This window comes from Bacillus sp. CD3-5, from assembly GCF_006349665.1.
In the GTDB taxonomy this organism is placed as follows: domain Bacteria; phylum Bacillota; class Bacilli; order Bacillales; family Bacillaceae_G; genus Bacillus_A; species Bacillus_A paranthracis.
In genome coordinates this window covers 78093-94432 of sequence record NZ_VEPX01000007.1, presented here as the reverse complement: position 1 = coordinate 94432, position 16340 = coordinate 78093, and the positions used below count along the sequence as shown (strand labels likewise).

Genomic DNA, 16340 nt, shown 5'->3' with positions numbered 1-16340 from the left:
CAGTTATATAAAGAATGGAGGCGTGGTTTATATGTTTAAATTAATGAAGCTCGAATGGAAAAAACATCAATTATCTAGTTACTTTAAAAGTGTAGCAATTTGTATTATAGCAATTTTCGCTGTAGTAAGTCTTATGGCATGGGGAATGAAAGCTGAGGAAGACGTGCTCTTCTCTGACTTTACACAGAACATGGCTTTAGTAAATATTTTTATTAGAATAACATTCATTATTTTTAGTTCGGTCATTTTATCACGTTTAGTAATTGATGAGTATAAGAACAAAACGATCCAACTATCATTTATGTATCCGCTGCAAAGGAAACTGCTAATGAGCGCGAAATTAACAATTGTTTTTTGTTTTTGTTTTGTGAGCACGATTATCGCTACTTTCATTATTAGTTTGCTCGTATATTTTGTGAGCCCAATGATGGGACTGATTGAAACACCTGCTACGATAGGTGAAATAATCGCTATCATTCCAGCTACTTTTATAAGTGCATTTATGATATCTGGTATAAGTTTAATTCCTTTATTTTTTGGGATGAGAAAGAAATCGACACCGACAACGATTACTTCGGCAGTAATAATTAGTATGCTGATTAGTGGTAACGTTGGGGCTGAAAGCAATCAAGTAAGCATGTTTGATTTTATAGCTATCCCAATCGTGCTCTGTTTATTAGGGATTTTCATTAGTTATCTATCGTTTCGTAAAATCGACAAGATCGATGTGGCGTGAAGCAAGCCTAAAACAATAACGAACTGGGGTATGGGTAGTGAAAAAGATAATAGTAATTGCAATATTATTCATTACAATTGCTAGTGTAGTTTTTGGTTTTAAGGTATTTAAGGGAAAAGATTTTAAGAAAGAAAAGTCTTTTGAGATCAATAATATAAAAGAAATAGAAGTAGACAATGAAAACTGGGATATTGAATTTAGAAGTACAGACGCTAATAAAATAGTAATTTCCGCTCAAGGTGAACGTTTAGATAAAGAGGTAGATCCTGTCGAAATAGAACAGGCAGGGAATAAAGTTATAGTTAAGCAAAAACAAAAGTCGACCAAATTCTTTAATGGTTTTACGTTTAGGAAGAAAAATAGTATATGTATAGCTATTCCGAAGAAAGAAATAGATGAAATTGTATTAAATAATAAATCGGGTGATGTGAAAATAAGCGATATAGAAGTGAAAAATATCGTGACAAAAAGTAAGTCTGGATATGAAATGGTTGTAGGACTATCAGCCGAGAAAGGTGAATTCATATCGAAAAGTGGAGAGTTAGCTGTAAAAGATAGTTCAGTACAAGAGTTAAACATAAAGTCTACGACTGGCGATAACTATATAACAAATGTAAACAACTTAAATATGAACATCACTTCAACATCTGGGGAAGTATTACTGAAAGATATGACAGAAGGAAAATCATTATTTATAGAAACAAAATCAGCGGATATTGGCGTACGGTATAAAGGTGTCCCGGCATCATTGAAGCTTATGGCTAAAAGTAATTCGGCTGACGTAATAGTGGATTTAAAAGGACTTAAGAAAGATAAAAATACAGAAAAAATAAAAGTAGGAACGGTTGGTGATGCAAAAAATAAAGTGGAGATTTTAAGTGAAACAGGGGTAATTTATATCGATTAAAATGTAAATGAAAGGAGGACTATTATGCTACGTCTTATGAAGTTAGAACTGAAGAAGTTTAAGATTGGATGGTATGTGAGGGGAGCGATTATTGCAAATATCGCTATACTGGCATTACTGATCTTTACGAGCATCGTTTCTCAAATAGAAGGAGAACCAGAAATGAGAGATCCACAGATGGTTTTGTTAATGGCTAGTACATTAGTAAGAGCAACATTTATTATTTTTGGTAGTGTGTTAATCGCAAGGTTAATCATTAGTGAATATAAAAACAAAACAATACTACTTATGTTTTCTTATCCAATTAACCGAAAAAAAATGCTGGTTAGTAAGTTGGTTATTACAGCAACATTAACATTTATAACAGTTATTTTATCTAATATTTTAGTAGTAGGAATGTTCTTTGGGATAGATAGCTATTTTTCAATTCTTCCTAATTCATTCACAGTAGATCAATTGACACGAGAAGGGATAAACCTTGTCCCTTTAGCTATTGCTACTGCGGGAATAAGTTTAATCCCATTATATTTTGGAATGCGTAAACGTTCGGTGCCGACTACAATTGTTTCATCTCTTATCGTTGTATCCATTGCAATTAATAATACTCCGATGTTTTCTACAGCAACTTTTCTTCCCCTTCAACTAGCACTTGCTGTAATTGGAGTTGCGATTGCATATTACGGAATTAAAAATATAGAGAAGGAAGATGTAACTGTATGACAAGAATACGAAAAATAGTTTCACATGAAACAAGTTACAGAAAAAGACAAGATGTGTAAACACCTTGTCTTTTTTTGTTGTTACATTTTAGGAGCAACCATTCCAGCTGCAGCCCATTCTTCTTTTGCAGGACCATATACGCCAGGGACTGTTAAGCCGGCTTGTCGCATTAAAACCGTCATTTGCCCGCGGTGATGATTTTGATGATTAATAAGTGTCATTAAAAATATAGAATTCGGCATAGGGCGGCCGAAGAAGTCATTAATAGTAGTTAAGTCTTTATCAGTCCATTCGCTTTGAAGTGCTTCAACAAAAGCCGCATTCACTTTAAGATACCTATCTGCAATTGTTTTAGCTGAAGTTGGTACAGGATAATCTTTCGTTTCTCCTTCAAATTTAAGTCCCGTACCAGATAGTATAACTGGTATTGCCGTCACGATATGCCAAGAGACTCTGCCTAACGTCCAGTGCCCAGGTGCAATTTCTTGTGATAAAGACTCATCGGTTAATGCATCGAGTATCTTTTGAGTAGACTCAGCCTCGTATGTCCATGATTGCAAGAAACCTTCAATAGTTTGATACATATTTATCCCCCCTAGTTATGTTCATAGGTTAAATTCGTGAAAAAAAGATAGTTTCCTTTGGGCTTATGAAAATGAATAAAAAAAGAGGCTTCTCACATAAGAAGCCTCTTTTTTTAATTAATCTTCTTTCCACTCTTCCTTATTAACCATAGGAAATAAGTTGATCCAAGTACAGCAACGTTCAAATCTGTGTTAACAATAAAGGGGTGAATAATCGCTGAGCCGGGAGTTGAAATACCGATTCCTATTAAAGTAAGGGATGTTGAGCTAAACTCTAATTTTCATGAAAAGAAAAGTAAAATTCCAACTGCAAGTAATCCACCAATGAATATACCAATTGGATTGAAATTTATATGTATATGCAGAATGGAGAAAAAGAATTTCGTTTGAGCAAGAAGGCGAAAGTACAAGCAAAAGGAGAGCAAATTGCATGTAATAATTACTAGAATGTATGGAATAAATCTGCGTTTATCCCCACTAGACAAAGTATGTCTTTGTTATTTAGATAGTTGTTTTCTAACTCGTTGATTGTACTTAAAAGATCGAATGTAAAGGAAGTGATCAACATGTCTTCATGGCTCAATAATACAAATGGATATTGTAGTTGTAATAATCAAAATGGTGTACATGTTGATTCATGCTGTTTTAGTTGTGATGGGACAGTACCTAAGGTTGGTCCAACCGGTCCGACGGGGGCAACAGGATCAACGGGAGCGACAGGCCCAACAGGAGCAACAGGTGACATAGGTCCAACGGGAGCAACAGGTGACACAGGTCCAACCGGATCAACGGGAGCAACAGGATCAACAGGGTCAACAGGCGCGACAGGGGTAACAGGGTCAACGGGGGCAACCGGATCAACGGGATCAACGGGAGCAACAGGATCAACAGGATCAACAGGGTCAACAGGTCCAACGGGAGCGACGGGAGTAACAGGAGCGACAGGGTCAACAGGTCCAACGGGAGCGACGGGAGTAACAGGATCAACAGGTCCAACAGGAGTGACAGGAATAACAGGTCCGACGGGCTCAACGGGAGTAACAGGTTCAACAGGATCAACAGGTCCAACAGGAGCGACGGGAATAACGGGAGCAACAGGAATAACGGGTCCAACAGGAGCAACAGGTTCAACGGGTTCAACAGGAGCGACCGGTCCAACGGGAGTAACAGGTACAAGTATCACGGCGACGTATGCATTTGCAAATAATACGTCGGGAACAGCAATATCAGTACTTCTTGGTGGAACGAATGTCCCGCTTCCAAATAATCAAAATATCGGTCCTGGTATTACGGTTTCCGGGGGAAATACAGTATTTACGGTTGCAAATGCTGGGAATTATTATATTGCATATACGATTAATATAACGGCTTCATTATTAGTCAGTTCACGGATTACAATTAATGGAGCACAACTTGCTGGGACGGTTAATGCTCCTGCGTTAGCAACTACATCCTTTAGCGCAACAATTATTACAACTCTTGCAGCAGGAGATGCTATTAGTTTACAACTATTTGGTTTGTTAGCTGTTGCAACATTATCAACAACTACACCAGGAGCTGTATTAACGATAATAAGATTAAGCTAAATAATAACTCTCTTACTTTTTTAAGATTAGGAGAGTTTCTACATATAATAAGAAGTTAATGAAGTAAAGCATAGTTATGTAAAAGTCAGAATATTATGATTGTAACGTTATGGTGACTATAATATAATGAAAACAACCTCATGAATGAACATTCATTTATTTTTTATGTATTTGAAGGGGGAATGAAGGTGGAAAAACCATGGTTGAAAAGTTATCCAGAGGAAATTCCAAGTACGATTTCTTATGATATTCAGCCGCTTCATAAATATGTAGAACAGATGGCTTCTCGCTATCCAGAAAAGAAAGCGCTTCACTTTTTGGGGAAGGATATTACATTTTCGGACTTCCATGATAAGGTGAAGAAGTTTGCAAATTATCTTCAAAAGCTCGGTGTGGAAAAGGGAGATCGAGTTGCTATTATGTTGCCGAATTGTCCGCAAGCTGTAATTGGTTATTACGGTACATTACTTGCAGGAGGTATCGTAGTACAAACAAATCCACTATATACAGAAAGAGAATTAGAATATCAGCTTCATGACTCGGGAGCAAAAGTAATTCTTTGCCTAGATTTAGTATTTCCAAGAGTAACGAATGTTCAATCTGCTACAAAAATTGAGCATATTATTGTAACGCGTATTGCGGACTTTTTACCCTTCCCTAAAAATCTATTGTATCCATTTGTGCAGAAAAAACAGTCGAATTTAGTTGTGAAAGTATCAGAGAGTGAAACGATTCATCTTTGGAATTCAGTAGAAAAAGAAGTGAATACGGATGTTGAGTTGCCTTGTGATCCTGAAAATGATCTAGCACTTTTACAGTACACAGGAGGAACAACTGGATTTCCGAAAGGCGTTATGTTAACGCATAAAAACCTCGTTTCTAACACTTTGATGGGAGTTCAATGGTTATATAATTGCAAAGAAGGAGAAGAAGTCGTTCTTGGGGTTCTTCCATTTTTCCACGTGTACGGCATGACGGCTGTCATGAATTTAAGTATTATGCAAGGATACAAAATGGTTCTTATTCCAAAATTTGATATGAAAATGGTTTTTGAAGCGATTAAGAAGCATAAAGTGACATTGTTTCCAGGAGCACCAACTATTTATATCGCTCTTTTAAATAGCCCGCTTTTAAAAGAATACGATATTTCTTCTATTCGTGCTTGTATTAGTGGATCAGCACCACTGCCGGTAGAAGTACAGGAAAAGTTCGAAACAGTTACAGGGGGTAAACTAGTAGAGGGATATGGTTTAACAGAATCATCTCCAGTTACACATAGTAATTTTTTATGGGAAAAGCGAGTGCCAGGTAGCATTGGAGTTCCGTGGCCAGATACAGAAGCAATCATTATGTCGCTTGAAACTGGTGAGGCATTACCACCGGGAGAAATCGGTGAAATTGTAGTAAAAGGTCCTCAAATTATGAAAGGGTATTGGAATAAGCCAGAAGAAACAGCAGCTGTACTGCAAGATGGATGGCTCCATACAGGGGATGTTGGCTACATGGATGAAGATGGCTTTTTCTATGTGAAAGATCGTAAGAAAGATATGATTGTTGCGAGTGGATTTAATGTGTATCCTCGTGAAGTAGAAGAAGTATTATATGAGCATGAAAAAGTGCAAGAAGTAGTGACGATTGGAGTTCCTGATCCATACCGAGGAGAGACAGTTAAAGCGTTTGTTGTGTTAAAAGAAGGTACGGAGTGTTCTGAGGAAGAATTAAACCAGTTTGCGCGTAAATATTTAGCGGCCTATAAAGTGCCGAAAGTATATGAGTTTAGAGATGAACTGCCGAAAACGACAGTTGGGAAAATTTTGCGCCGTGTCCTAATTGATGAAGAGAAAAGAAAGAATGAGGATGAGCAAACGGGCTAAGGCCCTTTCTTTTTGAAAAAATAGGATTGACACTTTTCTAAATAGTCAGTATTATAAGAATATGAATGACTATTCATTCAGTCATCTTCTTGAAGGGGACAGTAAAGTGAAGAAAAATAGACCGAAATACAATCAAATTATTGATGCGGCAGTCATTGTGATTGCGGAGAATGGGTACCACCAAGCGCAAGTTTCTAAAATAGCAAAGCAAGCTGGGGTAGCTGATGGCACGATTTATTTATATTTTAAAAATAAAGAAGATATATTAATATCCTTATTCCAAGAGAAGATGGGAGAATTTGTCGAAACAATTCGTCAAAAAACAGCAGGAATTGAAAGCGCTGTATCGAAGTTATTCATGTTGGTAGAAACGCACTTCTTGCTGTTGTCGCAAAATGATCCTCTTGCTATCGTTACGCAATTAGAGCTAAGACAGTCCAATCAAGACTTACGCCTGAAAATAAATGAAGTATTAAAAGGCTACTTACAAGTTATGGATGAGATTTTAGAGACAGGTATAAAGCAAGGTGAATTCCAAGCGGATTTAAATGTTCGCGTGGCAAGACAAATGATCTTTGGAACAGTAGATGAAGTTGTGACCAATTGGGTAATGAGCGATCATAAGTATGATCTGGTCGCACTTTCAAAAACGGTACATGGGCTACTTATTGCAGCTTGTGGTTATCGTCAATAATGGGAGGGATCATGTTGAAATTCCTATCTGTAAGAGTTGAAGATCATATCGCGGTGGCTACGTTAAATCATGCGCCAGCTAACGCGATGTCTTCACAAGTTATGCATGACGTTACTGAATTAATTGATCAAGTGGAGAAGGATGATAACATTCGTGTTGTTGTTATTCACGGTGAAGGGCGCTTCTTCTCGGCGGGAGCAGATATTAAAGAATTTACATCTGTTACTAAAGCGAAACAAGCGACTGAATTAGCGCAGCTTGGACAAGTTACGTTTGAGCGCGTTGAAAAATGTTCAAAACCAGTTATCGCGGCAATTCATGGAGCGGCACTTGGCGGCGGCCTTGAGTTTGCTATGTCTTGCCACATGCGCTTTGCAACTGAAAGTGCAAAACTTGGTTTACCTGAATTAACACTTGGATTAATTCCTGGATTTGCAGGTACACAGCGATTACCGCGTTATGTTGGGAAAGCGAAAGCTTGTGAAATGATGTTAACAAGTACACCGATTACTGGTGCAGAAGCATTAAAATGGGGACTAGTTAACGGAGTTTTTGCTGAAGAAACATTTTTAGATGATACGCTTAAAGTTGCAAAACAGATTGCTGGAAAAAGCCCAGCGACGACTCGTGCTGTACTAGAGTTATTGCAAACAACGAAATCGTCTCATTATTATGAAGGTGTACAACGCGAAGCTCAAATCTTTGGTGAAGTATTTACGAGTGAAGATGGAAGAGAAGGTGTAGCAGCGTTTTTAGAAAAACGTAAGCCTTCATTTAGCGGCAGGTAGTTCAATTATTTTTTTAATATAAATTAACAGAAAATTAGAATTGATAGAATCTTTCTGAAAAACAAGGGGGTAAATGGAATGAACATCTACGTACTCATGAAACGAACATTTGATACAGAAGAAAAAATCGTAATTAAAAACGGTGCAATTTACGATGGCGAAGCGGAATTCATCATCAACCCTTACGATGAATATGCAATTGAAGAAGCAATTCAAGTAAGAGACGCACAAGGTGGAGAAGTTACTGTCGTAACAGTCGGTGGCGAAGATAGTGAGAAAGAACTTCGTACGGCGTTAGCGATGGGCTGTGATAAAGCGGTATTAATTAATATTGAAGATGATGTAGAGAATGGTGACCAGTTTACGACAGCAAAAGTGCTTGCTGAATATTTAAAAGATAAAGATGCAGATTTAATTTTAGGCGGAAACGTTGCAATTGATGGTGCATCTGGACAAGTTGGCCCGCGTGTAGCTGAAGCGTTAAATATTCCGTATGTAACGACAATTACAAAACTTGCAATTGACGGTAAAAACGTGAAGATTGAGCGTGATGTTGAAGGCGATACAGAAGTGATTGAAACTTCATTGCCAGTTTTAGTAACAGCACAGCAAGGTTTAAATGAACCACGTTATCCATCGCTTCCAGGTATTATGAAAGCGAAGAAAAAGCCACTAGAAGAATTAGAATTAGATGATTTAGATTTAGAAGAAGATGATGTGGAAGCAAAGACAAAAACAATTGAAATCTATTTGCCTCCTAAGAAAGATGCAGGAAAAGTGTTACAAGGCGAGCTGCAAGACCAAGTAAAAGAACTTGTATCGTTGCTCCATACAGAAGCGAAAGTAATCTAATAAAATACGAAATTATATATGCAGGAGGGAAAATCTATGGCTCGTAAAGTATTAGTAATGGGTGAAGTTCGTGATGGATCGCTACGTAACGTTTCATTTGAAGCGGTAGCAGCAGCAAAAACAATTGCAGAAGGCGGTGAAGTAGTAGGTCTTCTAGTTGGAGACAGCGTTGCCTCTTTTGCAAATGAATTGATTCATTACGGTGCAGATCGCGTTGTGACAGTTGAAAATGATAAATTAAAATCATATACATCTGATGGGTATGCACAAGCATTTTTAGCTGTATATGCTGAAGAAAATCCAGAAGGTATTGTATTTGGACATACAGCACTTGGTAAAGATTTATCACCAAAATTAGCAGCGAAGCTTGAAGCTGGTCTAGTTTCTGACGTAACTGCTTTAGAAGTTGAAGGTGGAAATGTTATCTTCACTCGCCCGATTTACTCTGGTAAAGCGTTTGAGAAGAAGATTGTAACAGACGGCATCTTATTTGCGACAGTACGTCCAAATAACATCGCAACGCTTGAAAAAGATGAGTCTCGCAGTGGTGACGTGTCTTCTATTACAGTAGATGTGAAAGACTTACGTACAATCATTCAAGATGTCGTCCGTAAGACGGCAGAGGGCGTTGATCTTTCTGAAGCAAAAGTTATTATCGCTGGCGGACGCGGTGTGAAGAGTGAAGAAGGATTCAAGCCATTAAAAGAGTTAGCTGACGTATTAGGCGGCGCTGTTGGAGCATCTCGTGGTGCTTGTGACGCTGAGTATTGCGATTACTCATTACAAATTGGTCAAACTGGTAAAGTTGTTACGCCAGACTTATACATTGCATGTGGTATTTCTGGTGCGATTCAGCATTTAGCTGGTATGTCTAACTCAAAAATAATCGTTGCGATCAATAAAGACCCAGAGGCAAGTATCTTCAAAGTAGCTGACTACGGTATTGTTGGCGATCTATTTGAAGTCGTACCTCTTTTAACAGAAGAGTTTAAAAAGTTAAAAGTACATTCATGATTTGAGTACCCTTGAGTTCCAAGTGAAGTACCCCTATATATAGAAAAAGGTGAGAGATCCCCTGTCTCTCATCTTTTTAGTATTTAATCCGTATTTTTATATAGTATAAAGGAACACTTTTTTGTTACAATACATAACGATACATATTATTCGCCACGTATATAAGTTAATGATATACTCTTGGTAGAATATACTTGAAGGAGGAAATAAAATGGCAATTGTAAACGCAAATGACCAAAGCTTCGCAGCAGAAACTAGCGAAGGTGTTGTATTATTAGATTTCTGGGCACCTTGGTGTGGACCTTGTAAAATGATCGCTCCTGTATTAGAGGAAATTGATGCAGAACTAGGCGAAAAAGTAAAAGTAGTAAAAGTAGACGTGGATGAAAATCAAGAAACTGCTCGTCAATTCGAAGTAATGAGCATTCCAGCTCTTTTCGTATTAAAAGACGGTAAAGTAGTTGATCAAGCGTTAGGTTACAAACCGAAAGAAGCGTTAGTAGAATTAGTTTCTAAACACTTCTAAAATAAAAAGGCTACCATTTGGTAGCCTTTTTTATTTTCTTTTTTTACACCTTTCCGTTACAATAAAAGAACGTATGTTGGGTATTTTGGCATAGTATGTTTTCATGTGAAAATAAAAATGCTAAGCATGTAGAAATGGAGGGTAACGAGTGCACGAACATTTAAAAGAGAAGTTGGCTATTTTACCAGATCAACCTGGTTGTTATTTAATGAAAGATAAGCAAGGAACGGTTATATATGTTGGAAAGGCAAAAGTGCTTAAAAATCGTGTGCGCTCGTACTTTACTGGTTCGCATGATGGGAAAACACTTCGGTTAGTAGGAGAAATTGTAGATTTTGAATATATTGTAACCTCCTCAAATCTAGAGGCGCTCATTTTGGAGTTAAACTTAATAAAAAAACATGACCCAAAATATAATATTCAATTAAAAGATGATAAAACATATCCTTTTATTAAAATTACAGCTGAGAAACAACCGCGATTACTTATTACGCGAAATGTAAAAAAGGATAAGGGAAAGTATTTTGGTCCTTATCCGAATGCACAATCAGCTCATGAAACGAAAAAACTGCTAGATCGTATGTACCCGCTTCGTAAGTGCTCAAATATGCCCGATAAAGTTTGTTTATATTATCATATGGGTCAATGTTTAGCACCTTGTGTGAAAGAAGTTACGGAAGAACAAAATAAAGAAATTGTAGATGAAATTATTAAGTTTTTAAATGGTGGACATAAAGAAGTTCGTTCAGAATTAGAAACAAAAATGTATGAAGCTTCAGAGAAACTAGAGTTTGAACGTGCAAAAGAGTTACGTGATCAAATCGCTCATATCGATGCGATTATGGAAAAACAAAAGATGATTATGAGTGATTTAGTGGACCGTGATGTGTTTGGCTATGCAGTTGATAAAGGGTGGATGTGTGTTCAAGTTTTCTTCGTTCGAAAAGGAAAGCTAATTGAACGTGATGTTTCTATGTTTCCAATATATGATGAACCAGAAGAGGGATTCTTAACGTTTATCGGCCAATTTTATGAAAACAGCAGTCATTTTAAGCCGAAAGAAATAGTTGTTCCAGGAAGTATAGACTCAGAATTAGTAGAACGCTTTTTAGAAGTGGAAGCGACACAGCCGAAACGCGGTAAGAAAAAAGATCTTGTAGAACTGGCAAATAAAAATGCGAAGATTGCCTTGGAAGAGAAATTCTATTTAATTGAACGTGATGAAGAGCGAACGATTAAAGCGGTAGAGAATTTAGGGAAGCAGCTCGGAATTGAAACGCCTTATCGTATTGAAGCGTTTGATAACTCAAATATTCAAGGGACAAATCCCGTTTCGGCAATGATTGCTTTTATTGATGGGAAACCAGCTAAGAAAGAATACAGGAAATATAAAATTAAAACAGTTCAAGGACCAGATGATTATGAGTCTATGAGAGAAGTTGTGAGACGCCGTTATACAAGGGCGCTGAAAGAGGGTTTACCTTTACCCGATTTAATCATTATTGATGGCGGAAAAGGCCATCTGGCGGCTGCAAGTGATGTTTTAGAAAATGAGCTCGGTTTATATATTCCGATGGCAGGTCTTGTAAAAGATGACAAACATAAAACATCTCATTTAATTATTGGAGATCCACCTGAACCTGTGATGCTTGAGAGAAATAGCCAAGAATTTTATTTATTGCAGCGTGTTCAAGATGAAGTACATCGATTTGCGATCACATTTCATCGTCAATTACACGGGAAATCTGTCATTCAATCAGCACTGGATGATATCCCCGGAATCGGTGATAAACGGAAAAAGGTATTGTTAAAACATTTTGGTTCATTAAAGAAGATGAAAGAAGCTTCTATAGAGGAATTTGTCGAAGCAGGTATGCCGAAAAATGTCGCAGAGACGATTTATAGTTATTTAGCGGATAAGAAGGCGTTGTAGTTTACAACGTCTTCTATTTTTTGGTATAATTTCTGAAGATTTAAAATAAATTCAAATGAATGAAAATGCAAAAAGTCAACTAAACTGATATGTCTAGTTGACTGTGGGTAATGCTACACTTCAATGAGATCTTTTATATCCCATTTTACAAGAAATGTAATAGAGTCTGAACGTTTTTTCTTTTCTTCGTAGGACTCTGCAACGACGTTTCGTTGCTTTTGAATTTGTTCAGCGATGAAGCCAGCTTCTAATTGATAAGAAGAATGTCTTTTTTGTTTTTGACGTTCAGCGATGAGTGTGCCTTTAAGTTGGAACTGCATTTCACGACGCTTATGTTCAATAATGCTTAAAGTGCCCCAGCCAGCTTTTTCAAAGAACTGAATGACTTCTTCAATTGTGTCTAGTGGATATTTTCTTGCAAGGTTTCTACCGGACCAGTATAAAATACCATCTAGATCGTTACCGATTAAATCAGGTAGTAATTCTTCACGTAGCAATTCGTAAGCGAAGGCGTTCAATGAAACATCTTCTAAAGATGTTGTATCGATTGTATTTTTACTCACAATATTCCCCTCTTTCTATAGGGATTATTATATAACATTTCTCATTTATAAAAACAGATTTTTCTTTGGGAAAATCTGAATATATAAGAAGAAAAAAAGAATTGGCAAATTATATGCAAATTATGTATACGTTTTCTTGACGCTTCGACAAAAATAGGAGTAAAATGAACTTGGTATCAAATTATGCTGAAATATTTCGAATAATTTTTTCAGTTTTTCTTATGCCAATAGTGAAAAAACATTATTGCCATAAACTAATCTGAAAACAGCAGTCAATCATTCAAGGGGGGTAATGGGGACATGAAAGGCCGCGAGTATACGTTTCGTAAGTGGCACTCATTAATGGGGGTCATCCCGGTTGGTGTCTTTTTGACGCAACATTTAATTGTAAACAACTTTGCAACACGAGGAGCAGAGGCTTTTAACAAAGCTGCAGGCTTTATGGAGCTCCTTCCATTCCGGTATGCGCTAGAAATTTTCATTATCTTTTTACCAATACTGTACCATGCTATATATGGCTTATATATTGCATTTACAGCTAAGAACAATGCGGTTTCTTACGGTTATTTCCGTAACTGGATGTTCGTCTTCCAAAGAATTTCAGGTATCGTTACACTGATTTTCATTTCTTGGCACGTCTGGGAAACTCGTATTCAAGCAGCGTTAGGTAAAGAGGTAAACTATGACATGATGGCAGATATTTTAAACAATCCAGCTATGTTTGCATTCTACTTAGTTGGTGTTGTTTCAACAATTTTCCACTTTGCAAATGGACTATGGACATTCTGCATCAGCTGGGGAATTACAGTATCTCCACGTTCACAAAGAATCTCTACTTATGTAACATTAGCTATTTTCTTAGGTCTATCTTATGTAGGTGTGAGTGCATTATTAGCGTTCATCGATCCACAGCTAGCAAACCAGTAAGGAGTGGGAGAGCATGAAAGGGAAACTTATAGTAGTCGGCGGTGGCTTGGCTGGCTTAATGGCAACGATTAAAGCGGCGGAAGCAGGAGTAAATGTTGAACTGTTCTCTTTAGTACCAGTAAAACGTTCGCATTCTGTATGTGCCCAAGGTGGAATTAACGGTGCCGTAAATACGAAAGGTGAAGGGGATTCTCCATGGATCCACTTTGACGATACAATTTATGGTGGGGACTTCTTAGCGAACCAACCACCAGTTAAAGCAATGTGTGAAGCAGCACCTGGTATCATTCATTTAATGGACCGTATGGGTGTTATGTTCAACCGTACGGAAGAAGGACTTCTTGATTTCCGTCGTTTTGGTGGAACTCAACATCACCGTACAGCATTTGCTGGTGCAACAACTGGACAGCAATTACTATACGCATTAGATGAGCAAGTACGTCGTCACGAAGTAGCAGGACTTGTAACGAAATATGAAGGTTGGGATTTCTTACGAGCTGTTATTGATGATGAAGGTGTGTGCCGAGGAATCGTTGCACAAGACTTACAAACTATGGAGATTAGAAGTTTCCGAGCTGATGCCGTGATTATGGCAACAGGGGGCCCTGGTATCATTTTCGGAAAATCAACTAACTCTATTATTAATACAGGTACAGCAGCTTCTGCTGTATATCAACAAGGCGCATATTATGCAAACGGTGAGTTCATTCAAATTCACCCAACGGCAATTCCTGGAGACGATAAATTACGTCTGATGAGTGAATCTGCACGTGGTGAAGGTGGACGTGTTTGGACATATAAAGATGGTAAACCATGGTACTTCTTAGAAGAAAAATATCCGGCTTACGGAAACCTTGTACCTCGTGATATCGCAACGCGTGAAATCTTTGATGTTTGCGTAGAGCAAAAACTAGGTATTAACGGTGAAAACATGGTGTACTTAGATCTTTCTCATAAAGATCCGAAAGAACTAGATATTAAACTTGGTGGAATTATTGAAATCTATGAGAAATTTACAGGTGACGATCCTCGTAAACTACCAATGAAAATCTTCCCAGCTGTTCACTATTCAATGGGCGGGCTATGGGTTGATTATAAGCAGATGACAAGCATTCCAGGTTTATTTGCAGCAGGTGAGTGTGATTATTCTATGCACGGTGGTAACCGTCTTGGCGCGAACTCACTATTATCAGCAATTTACGGTGGTATGGTAGCAGGACCAAATGCAATTGAATATATGAAAGGTCTTTCTAAATCATCAGATGCTGTTTCATCTACTGTGTATGAACAAAATGAATTAATCGAAACAGAGAAATTTAACAATATTTTAACGCTCGATGGTAACGAAAATGCGTATGTTCTTCATAAAGAGCTTGGAGAATGGATGACAGATAACGTTACAGTAGTTCGTGAAAATAAAAAATTATTAGAAACAGATGCAAAAATTGAAGAGTTAATGGCTCGCTACAAACGTATTAACATTAACGATACAGCGAGATGGAGCAACCAAGGTGCTTCATTTACACGCCAACTTGCAAATATGTTTGAATTAGCACGTGTTATTACAATTGGCGCATATAACCGTAATGAGAGTCGTGGGGCGCATTACAAACCTGAATTCCCAAATCGTGATGATGCAAACTTCTTAAAAACTACGATGGCGAAATTTGAAGGAGAAGGAAATGCACCGGCATTCCATTACGAAGACGTGGATATTTCATTAATTAAACCACGTAAACGTGATTATTCTTCAAAACACGATGTAGCTGCTAAGAGTGAAGAGAAGGGGGATAAACAACATGTCTGAGAAAACAATCCGCCTCATCATTACGAGACAAGACGGACCAGATGCGCAAGCGTTTGACCAAGAGTTTGAAATTCCGTATCGTCCGAATATGAATATTATTTCGGCGCTTATGGAAATTCGTCGTAATCCTGTTGATTCAAAAGGAAACAAAACAACTCCGATTGCATGGGATATGAACTGTTTAGAGGAAGTATGTGGTGCATGTTCGATGGTGATTAATGGAAAACCACGTCAATCATGTACAGCGCTTATCGATCAATTAGAACAACCAATTCGCTTAAAACCGATGAAGACATTCCCGGTTGTTCGTGACTTACAAGTTGACCGTAGTCGCATGTTTAATGCTCTAAAACGTGTTAAAGCTTGGATTCCAATTGATGGTACGTATGACTTAGGACCAGGACCAAGAATGCCAGAGAAGAAACGTCAATGGGCTTATGAGCTTTCAAAATGTATGACATGTGGTGTTTGCTTAGAATCATGTCCAAACGTAAATAGTAAATCGGACTTTATTGGACCAGCACCGTTATCACAAGCTCGTTTATTTAACTCACATCCAACGGGTGAAATGCATAAAGCAGATCGCTTACGTGCAATTATGGGTGATGGAGGACTTGCAAACTGTGGTAACTCTCAAAACTGTGTGCAATCATGTCCAAAGGGTATTCCATTAACAACTTCAATTGCGGCGTTAAACCGTGATACAACAATTCAATCGTTCAAAGATTTCTTTGGTAGCGACAATAACTATTAAAAAATATTGCCTCTTCATTTCGAAGGGGCAATATTTATAACTATATTTTTCTGTTTATTCTGTTTATTTCAAAGT

The 16340-nt window shown here is 37.6% G+C and carries 16 protein-coding genes and 1 pseudogene; 14 read left to right on the top strand and 3 right to left on the bottom strand.

The features are described 5' to 3' along the window. The first annotated feature begins 31 nt into the window (after nt 1–31). The 3 genes from FH036_RS15435 to FH036_RS15425 are packed head-to-tail and all read left to right on the top strand — an operon-like array spanning nt 32 to nt 2363. On the top strand, nt 32–736 hold the full coding sequence (locus FH036_RS15435) for an ABC transporter permease (RefSeq protein WP_000475556.1): 705 nt from the start codon (nt 32–34) through the stop codon (nt 734–736). Nucleotides 737–773: 37 nt separating this feature from the next. After that, nucleotides 774–1643: a DUF4097 family beta strand repeat-containing protein gene (locus FH036_RS15430; protein ID WP_139895967.1), complete on the top strand. Its 870-nt coding sequence runs from the start codon at nt 774–776 to the stop codon at nt 1641–1643. A gap of 24 nt (nt 1644–1667) precedes the next feature. Further along, nucleotides 1668–2363, top strand: coding sequence for an ABC transporter permease (locus FH036_RS15425; RefSeq protein WP_000945184.1), 696 nt, complete (start codon nt 1668–1670; stop codon nt 2361–2363). An 80-nt stretch (nt 2364–2443) separates the two neighbouring features. On the opposite strand, the gene FH036_RS15420 is transcribed toward FH036_RS15425, so the two are convergent. After that, entirely contained in the window at nt 2444–2947 is a 504-nt protein-coding gene (locus FH036_RS15420; protein ID WP_139895966.1) for a DinB family protein, read from the bottom strand. Between the two features lie 155 nt (nt 2948–3102). Then, nucleotides 3103–3294 (bottom strand): annotated as a pseudogene (locus FH036_RS27640) (hypothetical protein); the annotation flags it as partial. A gap of 219 nt (nt 3295–3513) precedes the next feature. Between FH036_RS27640 and FH036_RS27725 the strand changes: the two are divergent. From FH036_RS27725 to uvrC, 8 genes are all read left to right on the top strand, one after another. Then, complete coding sequence (locus FH036_RS27725) at nt 3514–4533, top strand: collagen-like protein (RefSeq protein ID WP_139895965.1); 1020 nt, start codon at nt 3514–3516, stop codon at nt 4531–4533. Nucleotides 4534–4721: 188 nt separating this feature from the next. Next, nucleotides 4722–6407: a long-chain-fatty-acid--CoA ligase gene (locus tag FH036_RS15410; protein WP_139303856.1), complete on the top strand. Its 1686-nt coding sequence runs from the start codon at nt 4722–4724 to the stop codon at nt 6405–6407. A 106-nt stretch (nt 6408–6513) separates the two neighbouring features. Continuing rightward, nucleotides 6514–7101 carry a fatty acid metabolism transcriptional regulator FadR gene (locus FH036_RS15405; RefSeq protein ID WP_000742223.1) on the top strand — a complete coding sequence of 196 codons (588 nt, stop codon included), beginning with the start codon at nt 6514–6516 and terminating at the stop codon, nt 7099–7101. Between the two features lie 11 nt (nt 7102–7112). Next, nucleotides 7113–7889, top strand: a complete 777-nt coding sequence (locus FH036_RS15400) for an enoyl-CoA hydratase (protein ID WP_139895963.1) — start codon at nt 7113–7115, stop codon at nt 7887–7889. 78 nt (nt 7890–7967) lie between these two features. Next, complete coding sequence (gene etfB, locus FH036_RS15395; RefSeq protein ID WP_001029026.1) at nt 7968–8741, top strand: electron transfer flavoprotein subunit beta; 774 nt, start codon at nt 7968–7970, stop codon at nt 8739–8741. A 36-nt stretch (nt 8742–8777) separates the two neighbouring features. Next, a complete protein-coding gene (gene etfA, locus FH036_RS15390; RefSeq protein WP_000101965.1) occupies nt 8778–9755 on the top strand; it encodes an electron transfer flavoprotein subunit alpha in 978 nt (325 codons plus the stop codon). 211 nt (nt 9756–9966) lie between these two features. Then, nucleotides 9967–10281: a thioredoxin gene (trxA, locus tag FH036_RS15385; RefSeq protein WP_001018943.1), complete on the top strand. Its 315-nt coding sequence runs from the start codon at nt 9967–9969 to the stop codon at nt 10279–10281. Between the two features lie 148 nt (nt 10282–10429). After that, a complete protein-coding gene (gene uvrC, locus FH036_RS15380; protein ID WP_000544274.1) occupies nt 10430–12214 on the top strand; it encodes an excinuclease ABC subunit C in 1785 nt (594 codons plus the stop codon). A gap of 113 nt (nt 12215–12327) precedes the next feature. Here uvrC and FH036_RS15375 read toward each other — a convergent pair whose 3' ends face one another. Continuing rightward, complete coding sequence (locus tag FH036_RS15375) at nt 12328–12777, bottom strand: YslB family protein (protein ID WP_000042220.1); 450 nt, start codon at nt 12775–12777, stop codon at nt 12328–12330. A 300-nt stretch (nt 12778–13077) separates the two neighbouring features. On the opposite strand from FH036_RS15375, the gene sdhC reads away from it, so the two are divergent. From sdhC to sdhB, 3 genes are read left to right on the top strand one after another with little or no spacing between them, the layout of a single operon-like run. Then, the gene (gene sdhC, locus FH036_RS15370) at nt 13078–13704 is read left to right on the top strand and encodes a succinate dehydrogenase cytochrome B558 (RefSeq protein WP_000678352.1); all 627 of its coding nucleotides are present in this window, start codon (nt 13078–13080) and stop codon (nt 13702–13704) included. Between the two features lie 13 nt (nt 13705–13717). Next, nucleotides 13718–15511, top strand: coding sequence for a succinate dehydrogenase flavoprotein subunit (gene sdhA, locus FH036_RS15365; protein WP_000676735.1), 1794 nt, complete (start codon nt 13718–13720; stop codon nt 15509–15511). Further along, complete coding sequence (gene sdhB, locus FH036_RS15360; protein ID WP_001291826.1) at nt 15504–16265, top strand: succinate dehydrogenase iron-sulfur subunit; 762 nt, start codon at nt 15504–15506, stop codon at nt 16263–16265. The genes sdhA and sdhB overlap by 8 nt, the downstream gene beginning before the upstream one ends. The last annotated feature ends 75 nt before the right edge of the window (nt 16266–16340 follow it).

Bases quoted from the DNA above. Each gene is read 5' to 3' on its own strand.
- FH036_RS15435 (WP_000475556.1), top strand. From the start codon at position 32: ATGTTTAAATTAATGAAGCTCGAATGGAAAAAACATCAATTATCTAGT.
- FH036_RS15425 (WP_000945184.1), top strand. From the start codon at position 1,668: ATGCTACGTCTTATGAAGTTAGAACTGAAGAAGTTTAAGATTGGATGG.
- FH036_RS15420 (WP_139895966.1), bottom strand. From the start codon at position 2,947: ATGTATCAAACTATTGAAGGTTTCTTGCAATCATGGACATACGAGGCT.
- FH036_RS27725 (WP_139895965.1), top strand. From the start codon at position 3,514: ATGTCTTCATGGCTCAATAATACAAATGGATATTGTAGTTGTAATAAT.
- FH036_RS15400 (WP_139895963.1), top strand. From the start codon at position 7,113: ATGTTGAAATTCCTATCTGTAAGAGTTGAAGATCATATCGCGGTGGCT.
- etfB (WP_001029026.1), top strand. From the start codon at position 7,968: ATGAACATCTACGTACTCATGAAACGAACATTTGATACAGAAGAAAAA.
- etfA (WP_000101965.1), top strand. From the start codon at position 8,778: ATGGCTCGTAAAGTATTAGTAATGGGTGAAGTTCGTGATGGATCGCTA.
- trxA (WP_001018943.1), top strand. From the start codon at position 9,967: ATGGCAATTGTAAACGCAAATGACCAAAGCTTCGCAGCAGAAACTAGC.
- sdhC (WP_000678352.1), top strand. From the start codon at position 13,078: ATGAAAGGCCGCGAGTATACGTTTCGTAAGTGGCACTCATTAATGGGG.
- sdhA (WP_000676735.1), top strand. From the start codon at position 13,718: ATGAAAGGGAAACTTATAGTAGTCGGCGGTGGCTTGGCTGGCTTAATG.
- sdhB (WP_001291826.1), top strand. From the start codon at position 15,504: ATGTCTGAGAAAACAATCCGCCTCATCATTACGAGACAAGACGGACCA.